The organism is Citrobacter sp. R-1.5.2 (assembly GCF_035064245.1).
Classification (GTDB): Bacteria; Pseudomonadota; Gammaproteobacteria; order Enterobacterales; family Enterobacteriaceae; genus Citrobacter.
Genome location: NZ_JASEYC010000013.1, coordinates 1 through 15,778, shown reverse-complemented (window position 1 = coordinate 15,778; position 15,778 = coordinate 1). Strand labels below are relative to the sequence as shown.

The 15,778-nt window shown below is 51.7% G+C and carries 14 protein-coding genes; 9 read left to right on the top strand and 5 right to left on the bottom strand.

Annotation, left to right across the window (positions count from 1 at the left end; genetic code table 11):
- Positions 1-108 precede the first annotated feature (108 nt).
- Positions 109-1,731, top strand: a complete 1,623-nt coding sequence (nadB, locus tag QMN38_RS19700) for an L-aspartate oxidase (protein WP_271448636.1) — start codon at positions 109-111, stop codon at positions 1,729-1,731.
- On the opposite strand, the gene trmN is transcribed toward nadB, so the two are convergent.
- Entirely contained in the window at positions 1,716-2,453 is a 738-nt protein-coding gene (trmN, locus tag QMN38_RS19695) for a tRNA(1)(Val) (adenine(37)-N(6))-methyltransferase TrmN (RefSeq protein WP_271448637.1), read from the bottom strand. The two genes, nadB and trmN, sit on opposite strands and share 16 nt — an antisense overlap.
- Before the next feature lie 130 nt (positions 2,454-2,583).
- Between trmN and srmB the strand changes: the two genes are divergently transcribed.
- A complete protein-coding gene (gene srmB / locus QMN38_RS19690; protein WP_271440661.1) occupies positions 2,584-3,912 on the top strand; it encodes an ATP-dependent RNA helicase SrmB in 1,329 nt (442 codons plus the stop codon).
- A gap of 17 nt (positions 3,913-3,929) precedes the next feature.
- On the opposite strand, the gene QMN38_RS19685 is transcribed toward srmB, so the two are convergent.
- Complete coding sequence (locus tag QMN38_RS19685) at positions 3,930-4,826, bottom strand: LysR family transcriptional regulator (protein WP_323605727.1); 897 nt, start codon at positions 4,824-4,826, stop codon at positions 3,930-3,932.
- A 102-nt stretch (positions 4,827-4,928) separates the two neighbouring features.
- On the opposite strand from QMN38_RS19685, the gene eamB reads away from it, so the two are divergent.
- Positions 4,929-5,516 (top strand): cysteine/O-acetylserine transporter, encoded by a 588-nt coding sequence (eamB, locus tag QMN38_RS19680; RefSeq protein WP_271440659.1) that lies wholly within the window; start codon positions 4,929-4,931, stop codon positions 5,514-5,516.
- A 79-nt stretch (positions 5,517-5,595) separates the two neighbouring features.
- On the opposite strand, the gene grcA is transcribed toward eamB, so the two are convergent.
- The gene (grcA, locus tag QMN38_RS19675; protein WP_003037563.1) at positions 5,596-5,979 is read right to left on the bottom strand and encodes an autonomous glycyl radical cofactor GrcA; all 384 of its coding nucleotides are present in this window, start codon (positions 5,977-5,979) and stop codon (positions 5,596-5,598) included.
- A gap of 318 nt (positions 5,980-6,297) precedes the next feature.
- Between grcA and ung the strand changes: the two genes are divergently transcribed.
- On the top strand, positions 6,298-6,987 hold the full coding sequence (ung, locus tag QMN38_RS19670; protein ID WP_137383463.1) for a uracil-DNA glycosylase: 690 nt from the start codon (positions 6,298-6,300) through the stop codon (positions 6,985-6,987).
- 33 nt (positions 6,988-7,020) lie between these two features.
- Here ung and QMN38_RS19665 read toward each other — a convergent pair whose 3' ends face one another.
- The gene (locus tag QMN38_RS19665) at positions 7,021-8,100 is read right to left on the bottom strand and encodes a tRNA/rRNA methyltransferase (RefSeq protein ID WP_271440657.1); all 1,080 of its coding nucleotides are present in this window, start codon (positions 8,098-8,100) and stop codon (positions 7,021-7,023) included.
- Positions 8,101-8,307: 207 nt separating this feature from the next.
- Between QMN38_RS19665 and trxC the strand changes: the two genes are divergently transcribed.
- From trxC to QMN38_RS19635, 5 genes are all read left to right on the top strand, one after another.
- Positions 8,308-8,727, top strand: coding sequence for a thioredoxin TrxC (gene trxC / locus QMN38_RS19660; RefSeq protein ID WP_323605725.1), 420 nt, complete (start codon positions 8,308-8,310; stop codon positions 8,725-8,727).
- A gap of 69 nt (positions 8,728-8,796) precedes the next feature.
- On the top strand, positions 8,797-9,495 hold the full coding sequence (gene tapT, locus QMN38_RS19655) for a tRNA-uridine aminocarboxypropyltransferase (protein ID WP_271440656.1): 699 nt from the start codon (positions 8,797-8,799) through the stop codon (positions 9,493-9,495).
- A 36-nt stretch (positions 9,496-9,531) separates the two neighbouring features.
- Positions 9,532-12,192, top strand: a complete 2,661-nt coding sequence (locus QMN38_RS19650; protein WP_323605723.1) for a bifunctional acetate--CoA ligase family protein/GNAT family N-acetyltransferase — start codon at positions 9,532-9,534, stop codon at positions 12,190-12,192.
- A gap of 114 nt (positions 12,193-12,306) precedes the next feature.
- Complete coding sequence (pssA, locus tag QMN38_RS19640) at positions 12,307-13,662, top strand: CDP-diacylglycerol--serine O-phosphatidyltransferase (protein ID WP_271440707.1); 1,356 nt, start codon at positions 12,307-12,309, stop codon at positions 13,660-13,662.
- A 32-nt stretch (positions 13,663-13,694) separates the two neighbouring features.
- On the top strand, positions 13,695-14,030 hold the full coding sequence (locus tag QMN38_RS19635) for a YfiM family lipoprotein (protein ID WP_416348269.1): 336 nt from the start codon (positions 13,695-13,697) through the stop codon (positions 14,028-14,030).
- Here the strand turns inward: QMN38_RS19635 and QMN38_RS19630 are convergent.
- Positions 14,027-15,325 (bottom strand): MFS transporter, encoded by a 1,299-nt coding sequence (locus tag QMN38_RS19630; RefSeq protein ID WP_271440654.1) that lies wholly within the window; start codon positions 15,323-15,325, stop codon positions 14,027-14,029. The genes QMN38_RS19635 and QMN38_RS19630 overlap by 4 nt on opposite strands.
- Between the last annotated feature and the right edge of the window lie 453 nt (positions 15,326-15,778).

The window sequence follows — 15,778 nt, the reverse complement described above, 5'->3', positions numbered from 1 at the left end:
CTTTCCTCTATGTTTAGCCGTTGCAACACAGTTAAAAATAAAACGTGCAGTATCGCGCAATGTGGTGCTATGGTGACCAAACACTGTTTAGTAAATTAAACAAAAATCATGAATACGACTCCTGAATTATCCTGTGACGTGCTGATCATTGGCAGCGGGGCTGCCGGACTCTCACTGGCGCTACGCCTGGCTGAAAAACATCAGGTCATTGTCCTGAGCAAAGGGCCGGTTAGCGAAGGCTCGACATTTTATGCTCAGGGTGGCATCGCCGCCGTTTTTGATGAAACCGACAGCATTGACTCCCACGTTGAAGACACGCTGATTGCAGGAGCCGGTCTTTGCGATCGTCATGCCGTTGAGTTTGTTGCCAGCAACGCCCGTTCGTGTGTCCAGTGGCTGATTGATCAAGGCGTCTTATTTGATACTCAGGTTCAGCCCAACGGCGAAGAAAGCTATCACCTGACCCGAGAAGGCGGCCATAGCCATCGGCGGATCCTGCATGCGGCAGATGCCACCGGTAAAGAGGTCGAAACCACGTTGGTCAGCCAGGCGCAAAATCATCCGAATATTCGGGTGCTGGAACGCAGTAACGCTGTGGACCTGATCATCTCAGATAAAATTGGTCTACCGGGGACACGCCGGGTTGTTGGAGCATGGATTTGGAACCGGAATAAAGAGGCTGTTGAAACCTGTCATGCGAAGTCAGTCGTGCTGGCTACCGGCGGTGCTTCTAAAGTGTATCAATACACCACCAACCCGGATATTTCCTCCGGTGATGGGATAGCCATGGCCTGGCGTGCGGGTTGCCGCGTTGCCAATCTCGAATTTAACCAGTTTCACCCAACCGCGCTGTATCATCCACAAGCGCGCAATTTTCTGCTGACCGAAGCACTGCGCGGGGAAGGCGCGCACCTGAAACGCCCGGATGGCTCACGCTTTATGCCCGACTTTGACAAGCGCGGCGAGCTGGCTCCGCGTGATATTGTCGCCCGTGCCATCGACCATGAAATGAAGCGTTTGGGTGCTGACTGCATGTTCCTCGACATCAGCCATAAACCCGAAGAATTTGTCCGTCAGCATTTCCCGATGATTTATGAAAAACTGTTAGGCCTGGGTATTGATCTGACCAAAGAGCCGGTCCCCATCGTCCCTGCTGCACACTATACCTGCGGCGGTGTAATGGTTGATGACTTTGGCCGCACAGATGTCGACGGTTTATATGCAATCGGTGAGGTGAGCTATACCGGTCTGCATGGTGCCAATCGCATGGCGTCGAACTCGCTGCTGGAGTGTCTGGTGTATGGCTGGTCTGCAGCGGAAGATATTGACCGCAGAATGCCCTACGCCCGCGGCGTTAACGCCCTCCCAAGTTGGGATGAAAGTCGGGTAGAAAACCCGGATGAATTGGTTGTTATCCAGCATAACTGGCATGAGTTACGGCTATTTATGTGGGATTACGTCGGCATCGTGCGCACAACTAAACGTCTGGAGCGCGCCCTGCGCCGTATCACGATGCTACAGCAGGAAATCGACGAATATTACGCCCATTTCCGCGTGTCGAATAATTTGCTGGAACTGCGCAATCTGGTGCAGGTAGCCGAGTTAATTGTACGCTGTGCGATGATGCGCAAAGAAAGTCGGGGCCTGCACTACACGCTGGATTATCCAGAGCAGCTTCCTGAATCAGGCCCGTCCATTCTCTCGCCGTTAAACCATCACATAAACAGATAAAATGCCTGGGTCAGCGCCGTGTAGCCTTCAGAATAACGCTGGTCTGACCCACGGATAACCAGCCTGTCGCTAAAGCACTCCCCGGTCTGCGGGGAGAATGCCAGCAAAACCCGATGCGGTAACCGGGCTTCAGTTTCGGCGACATCCGTACGCAAACGCAAATGCCAGCCCATACTTAATGCCTGTTGGGTAAACGCGTTGCCAATTTGCTCCGGCAGCACCACACAAAAAAAACCTTCTTCGGTAATGCTGTCAGCCGCCAGCGTGAGCAATGCTTCGTGATCGAGCGTAGTCGTGTAGCGTGCCTGCTCGCGCTGCGGCGTGGCGCATTCCACACCCTGTTCATAATAGGGTGGATTGCTGATAATCAGGTCAAAACGTACGGTCTGACGCGGTACCCATTGCTGAGCATCCTCTGAATGCACCGCCACACGATGCATCCAAGGAGATTGCGCAATGTTTTCCTGCGCCTGCTGCGCAGCATCAACATCAAGCTCAACAGCATCTATGATGACGTTTTCGTCTGTACGTTGGGCCAGCATCAGCGCCAGCAAGCCACTCCCGGTACCAATATCAAGGATCCGTTTTACGCCGGCCACAGGAGCCCAGGCACCCAATAAAATACCGTCCGTTCCGACTTTCATTGCACAACGATCGTGTGCCACAAAAAACTGCTTAAAAGTAAACCCATTACGCCGAAGTACGGATGTAGACTGAGGCATGAAGAACAACCTTCCTGGGAAAAAAACGATAACATAGGATAAAAACAATACCTGAGAAGGTATATCCATACAAACAGATGAAGATTGCAGCCGTAACGTCTATAATCAGCGCCCCACTCAGAGGTAGAACATGACTGTAACGACTTTTTCCGAACTTGAACTCGATGAAAGCCTGCTGGAAGCCCTCCAGGAAAAAGGTTTCACTCGCCCGACCGCCATTCAGGCTGCCGCCATTCCGCCTGCGCTCGATGGCCGTGATGTACTCGGTTCTGCGCCGACAGGCACCGGTAAAACGGCGGCATATTTGCTGCCAGCGTTGCAGCACCTGCTCGACTTCCCGCGCAAGAAATCCGGTCCGCCGCGCATTTTAATCCTGACACCGACGCGCGAACTGGCGATGCAGGTTGCCGAACACGCCCGTGAGCTGGCAAAGAATACGCATCTGGATATTGCTACCATTACCGGCGGCGTGGCTTACATGAACCACATGGAAGTCTTTAGCGAAAACCAGGACATCGTGGTCGCCACCACGGGTCGCCTGCTGCAGTACATTAAAGAAGAAAACTTCGACTGTCATGCGGTTGAGACACTGATCCTCGATGAAGCAGACCGCATGCTGGACATGGGCTTTGCCCAGGACATCGAACATATCGCCGGTGAAACCCGCTGGCGTAAGCAAACTATGCTGTTCTCCGCCACGCTGGAAGGCGACGCGATCAAAGATTTTGCCGAGCGTCTGCTGGAAGATCCGGTCGAAGTCTCCGCGGATCCGTCCACCCGCGAACGCAAGAAGATCCATCAGTTTTACTACCGTGCCGATGATATCGAGCACAAAACTGCCATGCTGATCCATCTGCTAAAACAGCCGGAAGCGACTCGCTCAATTGTCTTTGTACGCAAACGCGAACGTGTGCACGAGCTGGCAGGTTGGCTGCGCCAGGCTGGCATTAATAACTGCTATCTCGAAGGCGAGATGGTGCAGATTAAGCGTAACGAAGCGATCAAACGCCTGACCGATGGTCGCGTGAACGTGCTGGTAGCAACTGACGTTGCCGCACGCGGGATCGATATTCCTGACGTCAGCCACGTGTTTAACTTCGACATGCCGCGCAGTGGCGATGCCTATCTGCACCGTATTGGCCGTACCGGTCGTGCCGGGCGGAAAGGTACCGCGATTTCACTGGTTGAAGCGCATGACCACCTGTTACTCGGCAAAGCGAGTCGTTATATTGACGAGCCATTGAAGGCACGCGTCATTGATGAACTGCGTCCAACCACGCGTGCGCCAAGTGAGAAGTCTAACGGCAAGCCATCCAAGAAAGTGCTGGCGAAACGCGCAGAGAAAAAAGCAAAAGAGAAAGAGAAGCCGCGGGTGAAAAAACGTCACCGCGACGCCAAAAATATCGGCAAACGTCGTAAACCGAGCGGAGCTGCTACCCAGCAGTCCGACAAAGAGTAAGCAGAATGCCGGGCCAGTCAGCCCGGCATTTTTTCATGCACAGCAAAGCTCTCTGTAATACATTCCATAAAAACCCGCATCGCCGGGCTAACGACTTTTCCGGCATGATGTGCGCACAATGCGGTAATCAGTTCAGGCTTTTCACTGAACGGCAACTCGATTAATTCTCCCGAGTGTAATTCCTTCTCAACGGTAAACCGCGGTAAAAAACTGACACCAAGATTCGCAGAGACACACTGCTTGATGCTTTCGATACTCCATAGCTCAATAGTATTCTCCAGCGTAATCTGTCGCTTACGCAGCAGACTTTCAAAACGCTGTCTAAAAATACATTGTGGTTCATTAATAATAAAACTGCAGGGAATATGCTGATTATACTGAGTGAAATCAACGTTCTGAAGAGCCGGAGAGGCGACCAGTGCCAGTGACTGTTCACCCAGCGACAGCATCTCAAGCGCATCATCATTTCCCACCCGATAAAACACCCCCAGATCTACCTCATCACCCAGCAGAGCATCACGAATGACATAACAATTGAGCGATTGTAGGGACAACCGAACATCAGGAGCGCGTTGTTTAAAGCGCTGTAAAACCTGCGGCATTTTATAGGCCAGCAGCGTTTCTCCGGTTGCGACGCGGAGATCACCGCTCGGCTGTGCATCTTGTTGCGCCGTCTGACGTATCGATGCCATCACGCGAGTCAGGTCATGTATATGTGGCATCAGCCGTTTCCCCTCACTGGTGAGGCACATCCGCCGGCCAATTTTTTCGAATAACTGTATTGAGAGTTCTTGTTCAAGCTGTTGAATATGAAACGTTACGGTTGATTGCGTACAGCAAAGCTTTTGTGAAGCCCGAAGGAATGAGCCCTCTTCCACTACCGTTTTTAGCGTAATAAACCGACATAAATCCATCCTCACCAACCTATCGAAATTATCGAATTCAAGATGCAAAAACATTCATTTTTTTAAATGTTGTGTCTCGGGTACTGTCTGCTAAAACAGAGGAGATAACAAGTGACACCCATGCTTTTAAGTGCATTCTGGACCTATACACTGATTACTGCGCTAACACCCGGCCCGAATAATATTCTCGCGCTGAGTGCGGCGACATCACATGGCTTACGTCAGAGCACGCGTGTTCTGGCCGGAATGAGTCTGGGCTTTTTAATCGTCATGCTGTTGTGTGCCGGGATCTCGTTTTCGCTGGCCGTCCTGGATCCGGCTATCATTCATTGGCTGAGTTGGGCAGGGGCAGCCTACATTTTATGGCTGGCCATGAAAATCGCCACCAGCCCAGCCTCAAACGATAGCCTACAGGCGGAACCGATTAGCTTTTGGGCGAGTTTTGGTTTGCAGTTTGTGAACGTCAAAATCATTTTGTATGGCATTACTGCGTTATCCACGTTTGTGTTGCCATATACCCAGGATGCTTACTGGTTGATTGGTGTCAGTATTCTGCTGGCGCTGATTGGAACGTTTGGCAATGCCTGCTGGGCGCTGGCTGGTCATCTTTTTCAGCGTATCTTCCGCCACTATGGACGTCAGCTGAATATCGTTCTGGCACTACTGTTGGTTTATTGTGCGGTGAGGATTTTTTACTAACGGATGTGAAAAGGCGGAAGATGCACTAACATCTTCCGCCTTCTGATTTTCTGCTAATCGGGGTTACTCCCCGCGAGCCTTACAGGCTCTCAGTAAAGGTACGAGCAATAACGTCGCGCTGCTGTTCTGGAGTCAGCGAGTTAAAACGTACTGCATAACCAGAAACACGGATGGTCAGCTGCGGATATTTTTCCGGGTGCTTAACTGCATCTTCCAGTGTTTCACGACGCAGAACGTTAACGTTCAGGTGCTGACCACCTTCTACACGAACTTCTGGCTGTACATCTACCGGTACTTCACGGTATTCGATTTCACCCAGTTTGCTGACGGCAACGACTTCATCAGCGTTGAAACCTGCTTTCGCAACGATGCAGCGTGCTTCGCCTTTTTCGCTGTCCAGCAGCCAGAAAGAGTTCAGCAGGTCGTCGTTTGCAGCTTTAGTAATCTGGATACCTGTAATCATGTTGATGCCTCCCCGGCAAAATTATTTGATTTCGGTTGGCCTCATCCGGCCAATTGGTAAAACCATTGTTGCTTGAGTGTATATATACCCCTCACACACCCTTGAATCTTTGATTTAAATCAACAAAAACCACACATGGAAAGTGGTGATAGGTGGATTTTATTGTTTTACATCAACTTACACTATGTACTCAGGTAAACTTTTTACATAAATTTTCAACTATCTTTAAGGGGTAGCGCTTTGAGAAACGTGCAGAATTTTGCGCCGTTGAAAGAAGCAGTTAAGCTATGGGGATTGAAAAAATCGCAGGAGAGCGAGATGGCCACCGAATTAACCTGGCACGATGTGCTGGCTGAAGAGAAACAGCAGCCCTATTTTGTGAACACGCTGCATACCGTTGCCGGCGAACGCCAGTCAGGTATGACAATTTATCCGCCACAAAAAGATGTGTTTAACGCTTTTCGCTTTACTGAGCTTGGCGACGTTAAAGTTGTCATTCTGGGACAAGATCCATACCACGGTCCAGGGCAGGCCCATGGTCTGGCTTTCTCTGTACGTCCAGGCATCGCCACTCCGCCGTCATTACTGAACATGTATAAAGAGCTGGAAGCCACCATCCCGGGATTTACCCGTCCGACACATGGATACCTGGAGAGTTGGGCTCGTCAGGGGGTGCTTCTACTGAACACCGTTCTCACCGTTCGGGCGGGTCAGGCACATTCGCATGCCAGCCTGGGTTGGGAAACCTTTACCGATAAAGTCATTAGCCTGATTAACGAACATCGTGAAGGGGTTGTTTTCCTGCTTTGGGGCTCTCACGCCCAGAAGAAAGGGGCCATTATTGATGCACAGCGCCACCATGTGCTGAAAGCGCCGCACCCGTCCCCCCTTTCTGCCCATCGCGGTTTCTTTGGCTGCAATCACTTTGTGCTGGCTAATGAATGGCTGGAACAACGGGGAGAAAAGCCGATCGACTGGATGCCGGTATTGCCGGCGGAGAGCGAGTAAAAAAATGCCAGCGAATCGCTGGCATTTTTATTATCAGGCTTTGTTCTGACGCCACCACTCCGCGAGCAGCACACCTGTCGCAACGGAGACGTTAAGCGTTTCTACGTTGCCAGTACCATCAATTGCAACGCACAGATCGTCTGCTGAGCAAGCTGCTTCAGGCAGAGCTTCACGTTCGCGACCTAACACCAGCACCATTTTTTCTGGCAGCGTGGTGTTAAATAGCGGCTTACCTTTGTCGCTTGAGGTCATGACGACGGTGTAACCCGCCTGGCGGAAATCATCCAGCACATCCACAATACTGTCACCAGTAATGGGTTGTACATGCTCAGCACCACCTTCAGCGGTACGGATAGCCGCACCTGATTCCAGTAATGCTGCGTCCTGTACTACTACGCCTTTTACGCCGAAGTGCGCACAGCTACGCATCATACCGCCCAGGTTATGCGGGTTTGCGATATCTTCCAGCGCCAGCACACAATCCTGCGCTCCGGCCTGAGCAACCCACTGCTTAACGGTAGTACCGTTACGTTTTTTGATCAGGAAGCAAACACCGCCATGGTGCTCAGTACCAGACGCTTTCGCCAGTTCAGCCTCATCAACCACGTGATAGGCTTTGCGGTTTGCAGCCATCCAGCGCAATGCTTCTTTGAATCGCGGGGTGACGCTCTGAATAAACCAGGCGCGGACGATGGCGTCCGGGCGGCTCTGGAACAGCGCCTGACACGCATTTTCGCCATAAACGCGGGTTTCTTCCGCGCGCTGACGACGCAGTACTTCAGGATCGATAAAGCTCTTACCGCTGATGCCACCATGATCGGCTTTATCCGCAGTATCATCATTCGGTGCGCGGGACACGGTACGCCACGGTGAATCTTCACGTCTGCGATCGCGTTCTACATCACGGTCACGACCACGTTCACGACCGCGTTCACTGTTCGGACCCTTTCTGTCATCACGGGCAGGGCGACGACCGCCTTCGGCTCGGGAAGTACCGGGGCGACCGCCGCCTTTGCCAGTACGTGGATTTTGGGTGCGTTTATCCGAGTCATCGTCACTGCGGACGTACATCACTTTGACCTTGCCGTTTTTGTTCTTCAGTTCGTCGCTCATGTTTTTCTCCACCTGCTCTGCGCGAAGCGCGCAGATTACCCGATGTGCACGTCGTTAGCCATTATTTCATTTAAAAGCTAATGACTATTGTACTCATTGAATAAAACGCATTGTTGTTTAAAACAGTCTCTCCGATAATATGTAACATAATAGAAACATACTGGCGTCATTGCCGCGAAGTCCACCCTACTCATCCAGAGGTTAGTTATGAATACCGTTTGTACCAGCTGCCAGGCTATCAACCGCATTCCCGACGATCGTGTTCAGGAAGCGGCCAAATGCGGACGCTGTGGTCACGACCTGTTTGACGGGGAGGTGATCAATGCGACCGGTGAAACGCTGGATAAGCTGCTAAAAGACGATCTTCCGGTGGTAGTTGATTTTTGGGCACCATGGTGTGGCCCGTGCCGTAACTTCGCACCTATTTTTGAAGATGCCGCGGAAGAGCGTAGCGGTAAAGTGCGCTTTGTTAAAGTGAATACGGAAGCCGAACGCGAACTCAGCGCACGTTTCGGTATCCGCAGCATTCCGACCATCATGATCTTCAGGAAGGGTGAAGTCGTCGATATGCTGAATGGCGCAGTACCCAAAGCCCCGTTTGATAGCTGGCTTAACGAATCATTATAATCTCTGCGGGGCGCATCTTGTGCCCCGTTTTCACCTCTGCGACAATAGCGTTTTTCAACGTGTTTCCCCATGACCGATAACGCTGTTCTTCAGTTACGCGCTGAGCGCCTCGCGCGCGCCACACGTCCTTTTCTTGCCCGAGGTAACCGCATTCGTCGCTGTCAGCGTTGTCTGCTACCGCTGAAACTCTGCCTGTGCGCAACATGGGTGCCTTCTCAGGCCAAAAGCCGTTTTTGTCTGATGATGTTCGATACCGAACCGATGAAGCCCAGTAACACAGGACGTTTGATTGCCGATATTTTACCCAATACTGCGGCTTTTCAGTGGTCTCGTACCGAACCACCGCAGGAGCTGCTTGATCTGGTGCAACATCCTGATTATCAGCCAATGGTCGTTTTCCCCGCGTCTTATGCCGGTGAAGAACGTGAAGTCATTTTCACACCGCCAGCCGGTAAACCACCCTTGTTTATCATGCTTGATGGCACCTGGCCGGAAGCACGTAAAATGTTCCGTAAAAGTCCCTACCTCGACAACCTGCCGGTGATCTCCGTCGATCTATCGCGCCTTTCCGCATACCACCTGCGCGGGGTGCACGCCGAGGGACAGTACTGCACTGCCGAAGTCGCCATTGCCTTACTGGATTTGGCAGGGGATACGCAAGCGGCTGAAGGCTTAAGCGCTCACTTCACGCGCTTTAAAACACGCTACCTGGCAGGAAAAACTCAACATCAGGGAAGCGTCACAGCAGACTCAACAGAAAGCGTTTAAAATCATTCGGTCACTGGAGTCATTAAGGAAGCCGATATGAGTCAACGTGGTCTGGAAGCGCTACTGCGACCGAAATCCATTGCCGTGATTGGGGCATCAATGAAGCCCAATCGAGCAGGGTACCTGATGATGCGTAACCTGCTGGCAGGCGGGTTCAACGGCCCCGTTTTACCAGTGACCCCCGCCTGGAAAGCCGTGTTGGGCGTACTGGCCTGGCCCAGTATTGGCAGCTTGCCTTTTTCTCCTGACCTGGCCATTTTGTGTACCAATGCCAGCCGTAATCTGGCGTTACTGGAAGCACTGGGCGAGAAAGGCTGCAAAACCTGCATTATTCTCTCGGCTCCCGCGGTGCAACATGCTGAACTGCTGGCCTGCGCATCACGTTATAAAATTCGTCTACTGGGCCCTAACAGTCTCGGGCTTCTGGCCCCCTGGCAGGGACTTAACGCCAGCTTCTCCCCCGTTCCGATTAAGCGCGGTAAGCTGGCTTTTATCTCTCAATCCGCCGCTGTATCCAATACCATACTCGACTGGGCACAGCAGAGAGAAATGGGCTTTTCTTACTTTATCGCACTGGGCGACAGCCTGGATATTGATGTTGATGAACTACTCGACTACCTGGCGCGCGACAGCAAAACCAGCGCGATATTGCTCTACCTCGAACATTTAAGCGATGCCCGGCGTTTTGTCTCCGCTGCGCGCAGCGCCTCGCGTAACAAACCTATTCTGGTGATTAAAAGCGGCCGTAGCCCCGCAGCACAGCGTTTACTGCATACCAGTTCCGGAATGGACCCAGCCTGGGATGCGGCGATTCAACGTGCTGGTTTATTGCGCGTACAGGACACTCATGAGCTTTTCTCGGCGGTCGAAACCCTGAGCCACATGCGCCCGTTACGCGGTGACAGACTGATGATCATCAGCAATGGGGCCGCTCCCGCGGCGCTGGCATTAGATGAACTGTGGTCACGAAACGGTAAGCTGGCCGCGCTGAGTGAGGAAACCTGCCACAAATTACGCGATGCCTTACCTGCTCACGTGGATATCGCCAACCCACTGGATCTGCGTGACGATGCCAGCAGCGAACACTACGTTAAGACACTGGATATTTTACTCGCCAGTCAAGATTTTGACGCACTGATGGTCATTCACTCCCCCAGCGCGGCAGCCCCCGGAACCGAGAGCGCACAGGCGCTAATTGAAGCCGTCAAACATCATCCGCGAGGTAAGTTCGTCTCCTTGCTGACCAACTGGTGCGGCGAGTTTTCATCCCAGGAAGCTCGCAGGTTGTTTAGTGAAGCCGGATTACCCACCTATCGTACGCCGGAAGGTACCATTACGGCCTTCATGCACATGGTCGAATATCGGCGTAACCAGAAGCAACTGCGAGAAACACCAGCCCTACCCGATAGCCTGACCGCCAACACCGCCGAGGCACATAATCTGTTACAGCAGGCGATTGCTGAGGGCGCGACATCGCTGGATACCCATGAAGTACAGCCGATTTTGCAAGCCTATGGTTTACACACTCTACCAACCTGGATCGCCAGCGACAGTGCGGAAGCCGTACACATCGCAGAACAAATCGGTTACCCGGTAGCACTGAAGCTTCGCTCTCCTGATATCCCACATAAATCAGAAGTTCAGGGGGTTATGTTGTACCTGCGTACGGCAACAGAAGTGCAGCAGGCTGCGAATGCGATTTTTGATCGGGTAAAAATGGCCTGGCCACAGGCACGTATCCACGGTTTGTTAGTACAAAGTATGGCTAACCGCGCCGGTGCTCAGGAGCTGCGCGTCGTCGTCGAACATGACCCTGTGTTTGGCCCGCTGATTATGTTGGGTGAAGGCGGAGTTGAGTGGCGTCCTGAAGAGCAAGCTGTTGTCGCATTGCCGCCACTCAACATGAACCTGGCGCGTTATCTGGTGATCCAGGGGATCAAAAACAAAAAGATCCGCGCTCGCAGCGCACTACGTCCACTGGATATCGCCGGGTTAAGCCAGCTTCTGGTGCAGGTCTCCAACCTGATCGTCGACTGTCCGGAAATTCAGCGCCTGGATATCCATCCTCTGCTGGCCTCTGCTGGGGAATTTACTGCCCTGGACGTCACACTGGATATTGCCCCTTTCACGGGCGATAACGAAAGCAGGCTGGCGGTACGCCCTTATCCCCATCAGCTTGAAGAGTGGGTCGAGATGAAAAACGGCGAGCGCTGTCTGTTTCGCCCTATTCTTCCGGAAGATGAACCCTATCTGCAGCAGTTCATTTCACAGGTGACGAAAGAAGATCTTTACTATCGCTACTTCAGTGAGATCAACGAATTCACCCATGAAGATTTAGCTAACATGACGCAGATCGACTACGATCGGGAAATGGCCTTTGTGGCCGTGCGTTGTCGTGATAACCACGAAGAGATCCTCGGCGTGACACGGGCTATCTCCGATCCGGATAATATCGATGCGGAATTTGCCGTACTGGTTCGTTCAGATCTCAAAGGGCTGGGTTTAGGTCGTCGGTTGATGGAAAAGTTGATTGCATACACTCGAGATCACGGACTTAGACGTTTAAATGGTATTACGATGCCAAACAATCGTGGGATGGTCGCCCTGGCCCGAAAACTCGGGTTTGATGTCGACGTCCAGCTCGAAGAGGGAATTGTTGGGCTAACGCTGAATCTGGCCCAATATGAGGAATCGTGAGTAAGGTACTGGAAATGTTGACCACATTCATGGGTACTGGTGGTATCATTGCCCGCTTATGTCGTCTGCAAAGCACAGAGGACCCTTCAATGAACAGAGAAGAAATGCACTGTGATGTTGTCAAAATTTAAGCGTAATAAACATCAACAACACCTTGCCCAACTACCTAAGATTTCTCAGTCAGTTGATGATGTAGATTTCTTTTATGCTCCCGCAAATTTCAGGGAGACTCTGCTGGAGAAAATAGCCAGCGCGACGCGACGGATCTGCATTATTGCGCTGTACCTGGAACAGGATGACGGCGGTAAAGGCATACTCGACGCGCTCTATGCGGCAAAGCGGCAGCGTCCTGAACTGGATATTCGGGTGCTTGTCGACTGGCATCGAGCCCAGCGTGGACGCATTGGTGTTGCGGCATCCAATACCAACGCTGACTGGTATTGCCGCATGGCGCAAGAAAACCCTGGTATCGATATCCCTGTCTACGGCGTGCCAATTAACACCCGCGAAGCGCTTGGTGTTCTGCATTTTAAAGGCTTTATCATTGATGATAGCGTCCTGTATAGCGGGGCCAGTCTGAACGATGTTTACTTACACCAACATGATAAATACCGCTATGACCGCTATCAGCTGATTCGCAACGCGAAGATGGCCGATATCATGTACGAGTGGGTTACTCAGAACCTGATGAATGGGCGCGGCGTTAATCGTCTTGATGATATCCATCGTCCTAAAAGTCCGGAAATTAAAAACGATATCCGCCTGTACCGTCAGGAATTGCGCGATGCCTCCTTCCATTTCCAGGGAGATGCGGATAATGAGCAACTGTCAGTCACGCCGCTGGTTGGGCTCGGTAAATCCAGTCTGTTAAATAAGACTATTTTCCACCTCATGCCCTGTGCGGAGCACAAACTCACCATTTGTACGCCTTATTTCAACCTGCCAGCCATCCTGGTACGCAATATCATTCAACTGCTGCGCGAAGGCAAAAAGGTCGAGATCATTGTCGGCGATAAAACAGCTAACGACTTTTTCATTCCGGAAGATGAACCCTTTAAGATCATCGGCGCGCTGCCCTATTTATATGAAATTAATCTGCGCCGTTTCCTGAGCCGGCTACAGTATTACGTGAATACCGATCAGCTCGTCGTACGCTTATGGAAAGACGATGACAACACCTATCATCTGAAAGGTATGTGGGTTGATGATAAATGGATGCTGCTCACCGGCAATAATCTTAACCCCCGCGCCTGGCGGCTGGATTTGGAAAATGCCATTCTTATCCATGATCCCCAGCAGGAACTGACTCCCCAGCGTGATAAAGAGCTGGAGCTTATCCGCACGCACACCACCGTCGTGAAACACTATCGCGACTTGCAAAGTATTGCTGACTATCCGGTGAAAGTGCGTAAGCTTATCCGTCGATTACGCCGTATTCGAATCGACAGATTAATCAGCCGTATTCTGTAATCAAAACCCCGTCCAGTGACGGGGTTTTTCCTATGGAGGTAACGGTGCGCCTGTGTATTCTTGCCAGTGTTTTGCTTCTTTCCGGTTGTAGTCACATGGCTAACGACAGCTGGAGTGGGCAAGACAAAGCTCAACACTTTATCGCCTCGGCCATGCTTGCCGCAGCGGGGAACGAGTATGCACAGCATCAGGGAAACAGTCGCGATCGTAGCGCAGCTATCGGTTTGATGTTCTCTGTCAGCCTTGGGGCATCAAAAGAGCTGTGGGACAGCCGCCCCGCTGGGAGCGGCTGGAGCTGGAAAGACTTTGCCTGGGATGTGGCGGGCGCATCAACCGGCTATGCCGTTTGGCAACTGGCACATCATTAGAGGCGTAAGCCTTTTCCCTTACTGTGTAACATCAGCGAAACCAGGAATGCGACCACCGCCATAGCAGTGACATACCAGAAGAATGACGTTTCCATGCCGACAGATTTTAGGGATAACGCGACATATTCAGCCGAACCCCCAAACAGGGCATTGGCTACCGCATACGATAATCCCACCCCCAACGCACGGACCTGCGCTGGAAACATCTCTGCCTTCAGTATCCCGCTGATGGAGGTATAGAAACTGACGATCAACAAGGCGCACATCACAAGGACAAATGCCACAAACGGAGAACTCACATTTTGCAGCGCAGACAGAATAGGTACAGTGAAAATCGTCGCCAGCGCACCAAAACATAGCATTGAAGTCCGTCGGCCTATTTTATCTGACAACGCACCGAACAGCGGTTGTACCAACATAAACACGCACAATGCGGCCGTCATAATGCCGCTGGCCACGTTGGCATGCATACCCGCCGTATTAACCAGATATTTCTGCATGTAGGTCGTAAACGTATAAAAACACAGAGAACCAGCAGCGGTAAAGCCAAGTACCATGACAAAGGCTTTGCGATTACGCCACAACCCTTTCAGAGACCCCGCTTCTTTCAACGCACGGACATCCTGTTTTGATGTTTCATCCAGTTGACGACGCAGCCACAATGCCACAATCGCCAATACAGCGCCCAGCGCAAACGGAATACGCCAGCCCCAGGCTCTGAGCGCAGAATCTTCCAGGGTTTGCTGTAATATGACCACAACCAGCAATGCCAGTAACTGCCCGCCGATTAATGTCACGTACTGGAATGAAGCATAAAAACCTTTCTTACCTTCAACGGCTACTTCACTCATGTAAGTCGCGCTAGTACCGTATTCCCCACCAACGGACAGCCCCTGGAATAATCTGGCCAGCAGTAATAGTGCGGGAGCCCAGGTGCCAATCGTCTCATATCCAGGCAGACAGGCGATCACCAGCGATCCCATGCACATCATGCAGACAGATAACAGCATGGACTTTTTACGTCCGTGTTTATCTGCAATACGACCAAAAAGCCATCCTCCGATTGGCCGCATCAGAAAGCCTGCAGCGAAAACTCCGGCGGTTTGTAACAATTGAGTGGTGGTATTTCCGGAAGGAAAAAAGATGTGGGCAAAATAAAGGGAACAGAAAGAGTAGATATAGAAATCAAACCATTCAACCAGATTCCCTGACGATGCACCAACAATTGCCCATATACGACGCCGGGTGTCGCCATCTGCCAGCGCCCCGTTCTCAGTTACACTGCTATCAGCCATTAGAATTGTACCCCTGCCAGGATCTTATGAATCTATCAATGATGTTTTGCGTCTGTTTTAGTAAATTAAATGTTATATAGTTGTTATAATTTATTATGAGAGATAGATCACGATTTTAATTAGCAGGGAAAGGATTAAGAAATGTTCGGGGGAAGAGAACCTGGTTGGCTGTCAGAAATAGCACAGGCCTTTGTTGGCCGGATAAAGCGTTCACGTCGCACCTGGCGATGTGCCACCGGGAATGTCTGATGATCCAGACAGTTGTAGGCCGGATAAGGCGATACGCCGCATCCGGCGAAATGCCGCCGGGAGTGCCTGATGCGCTGCGCTTATCAGGCCTACAACATACATTCAGTCCGGTGCATCCGGCGGTTTCCACCCCGCACAGACGCAAAAAAGCCCATCCGGCAGGATGGGCTTCTTCACTTATTTGATGCCTGGCAGTTTATGGCG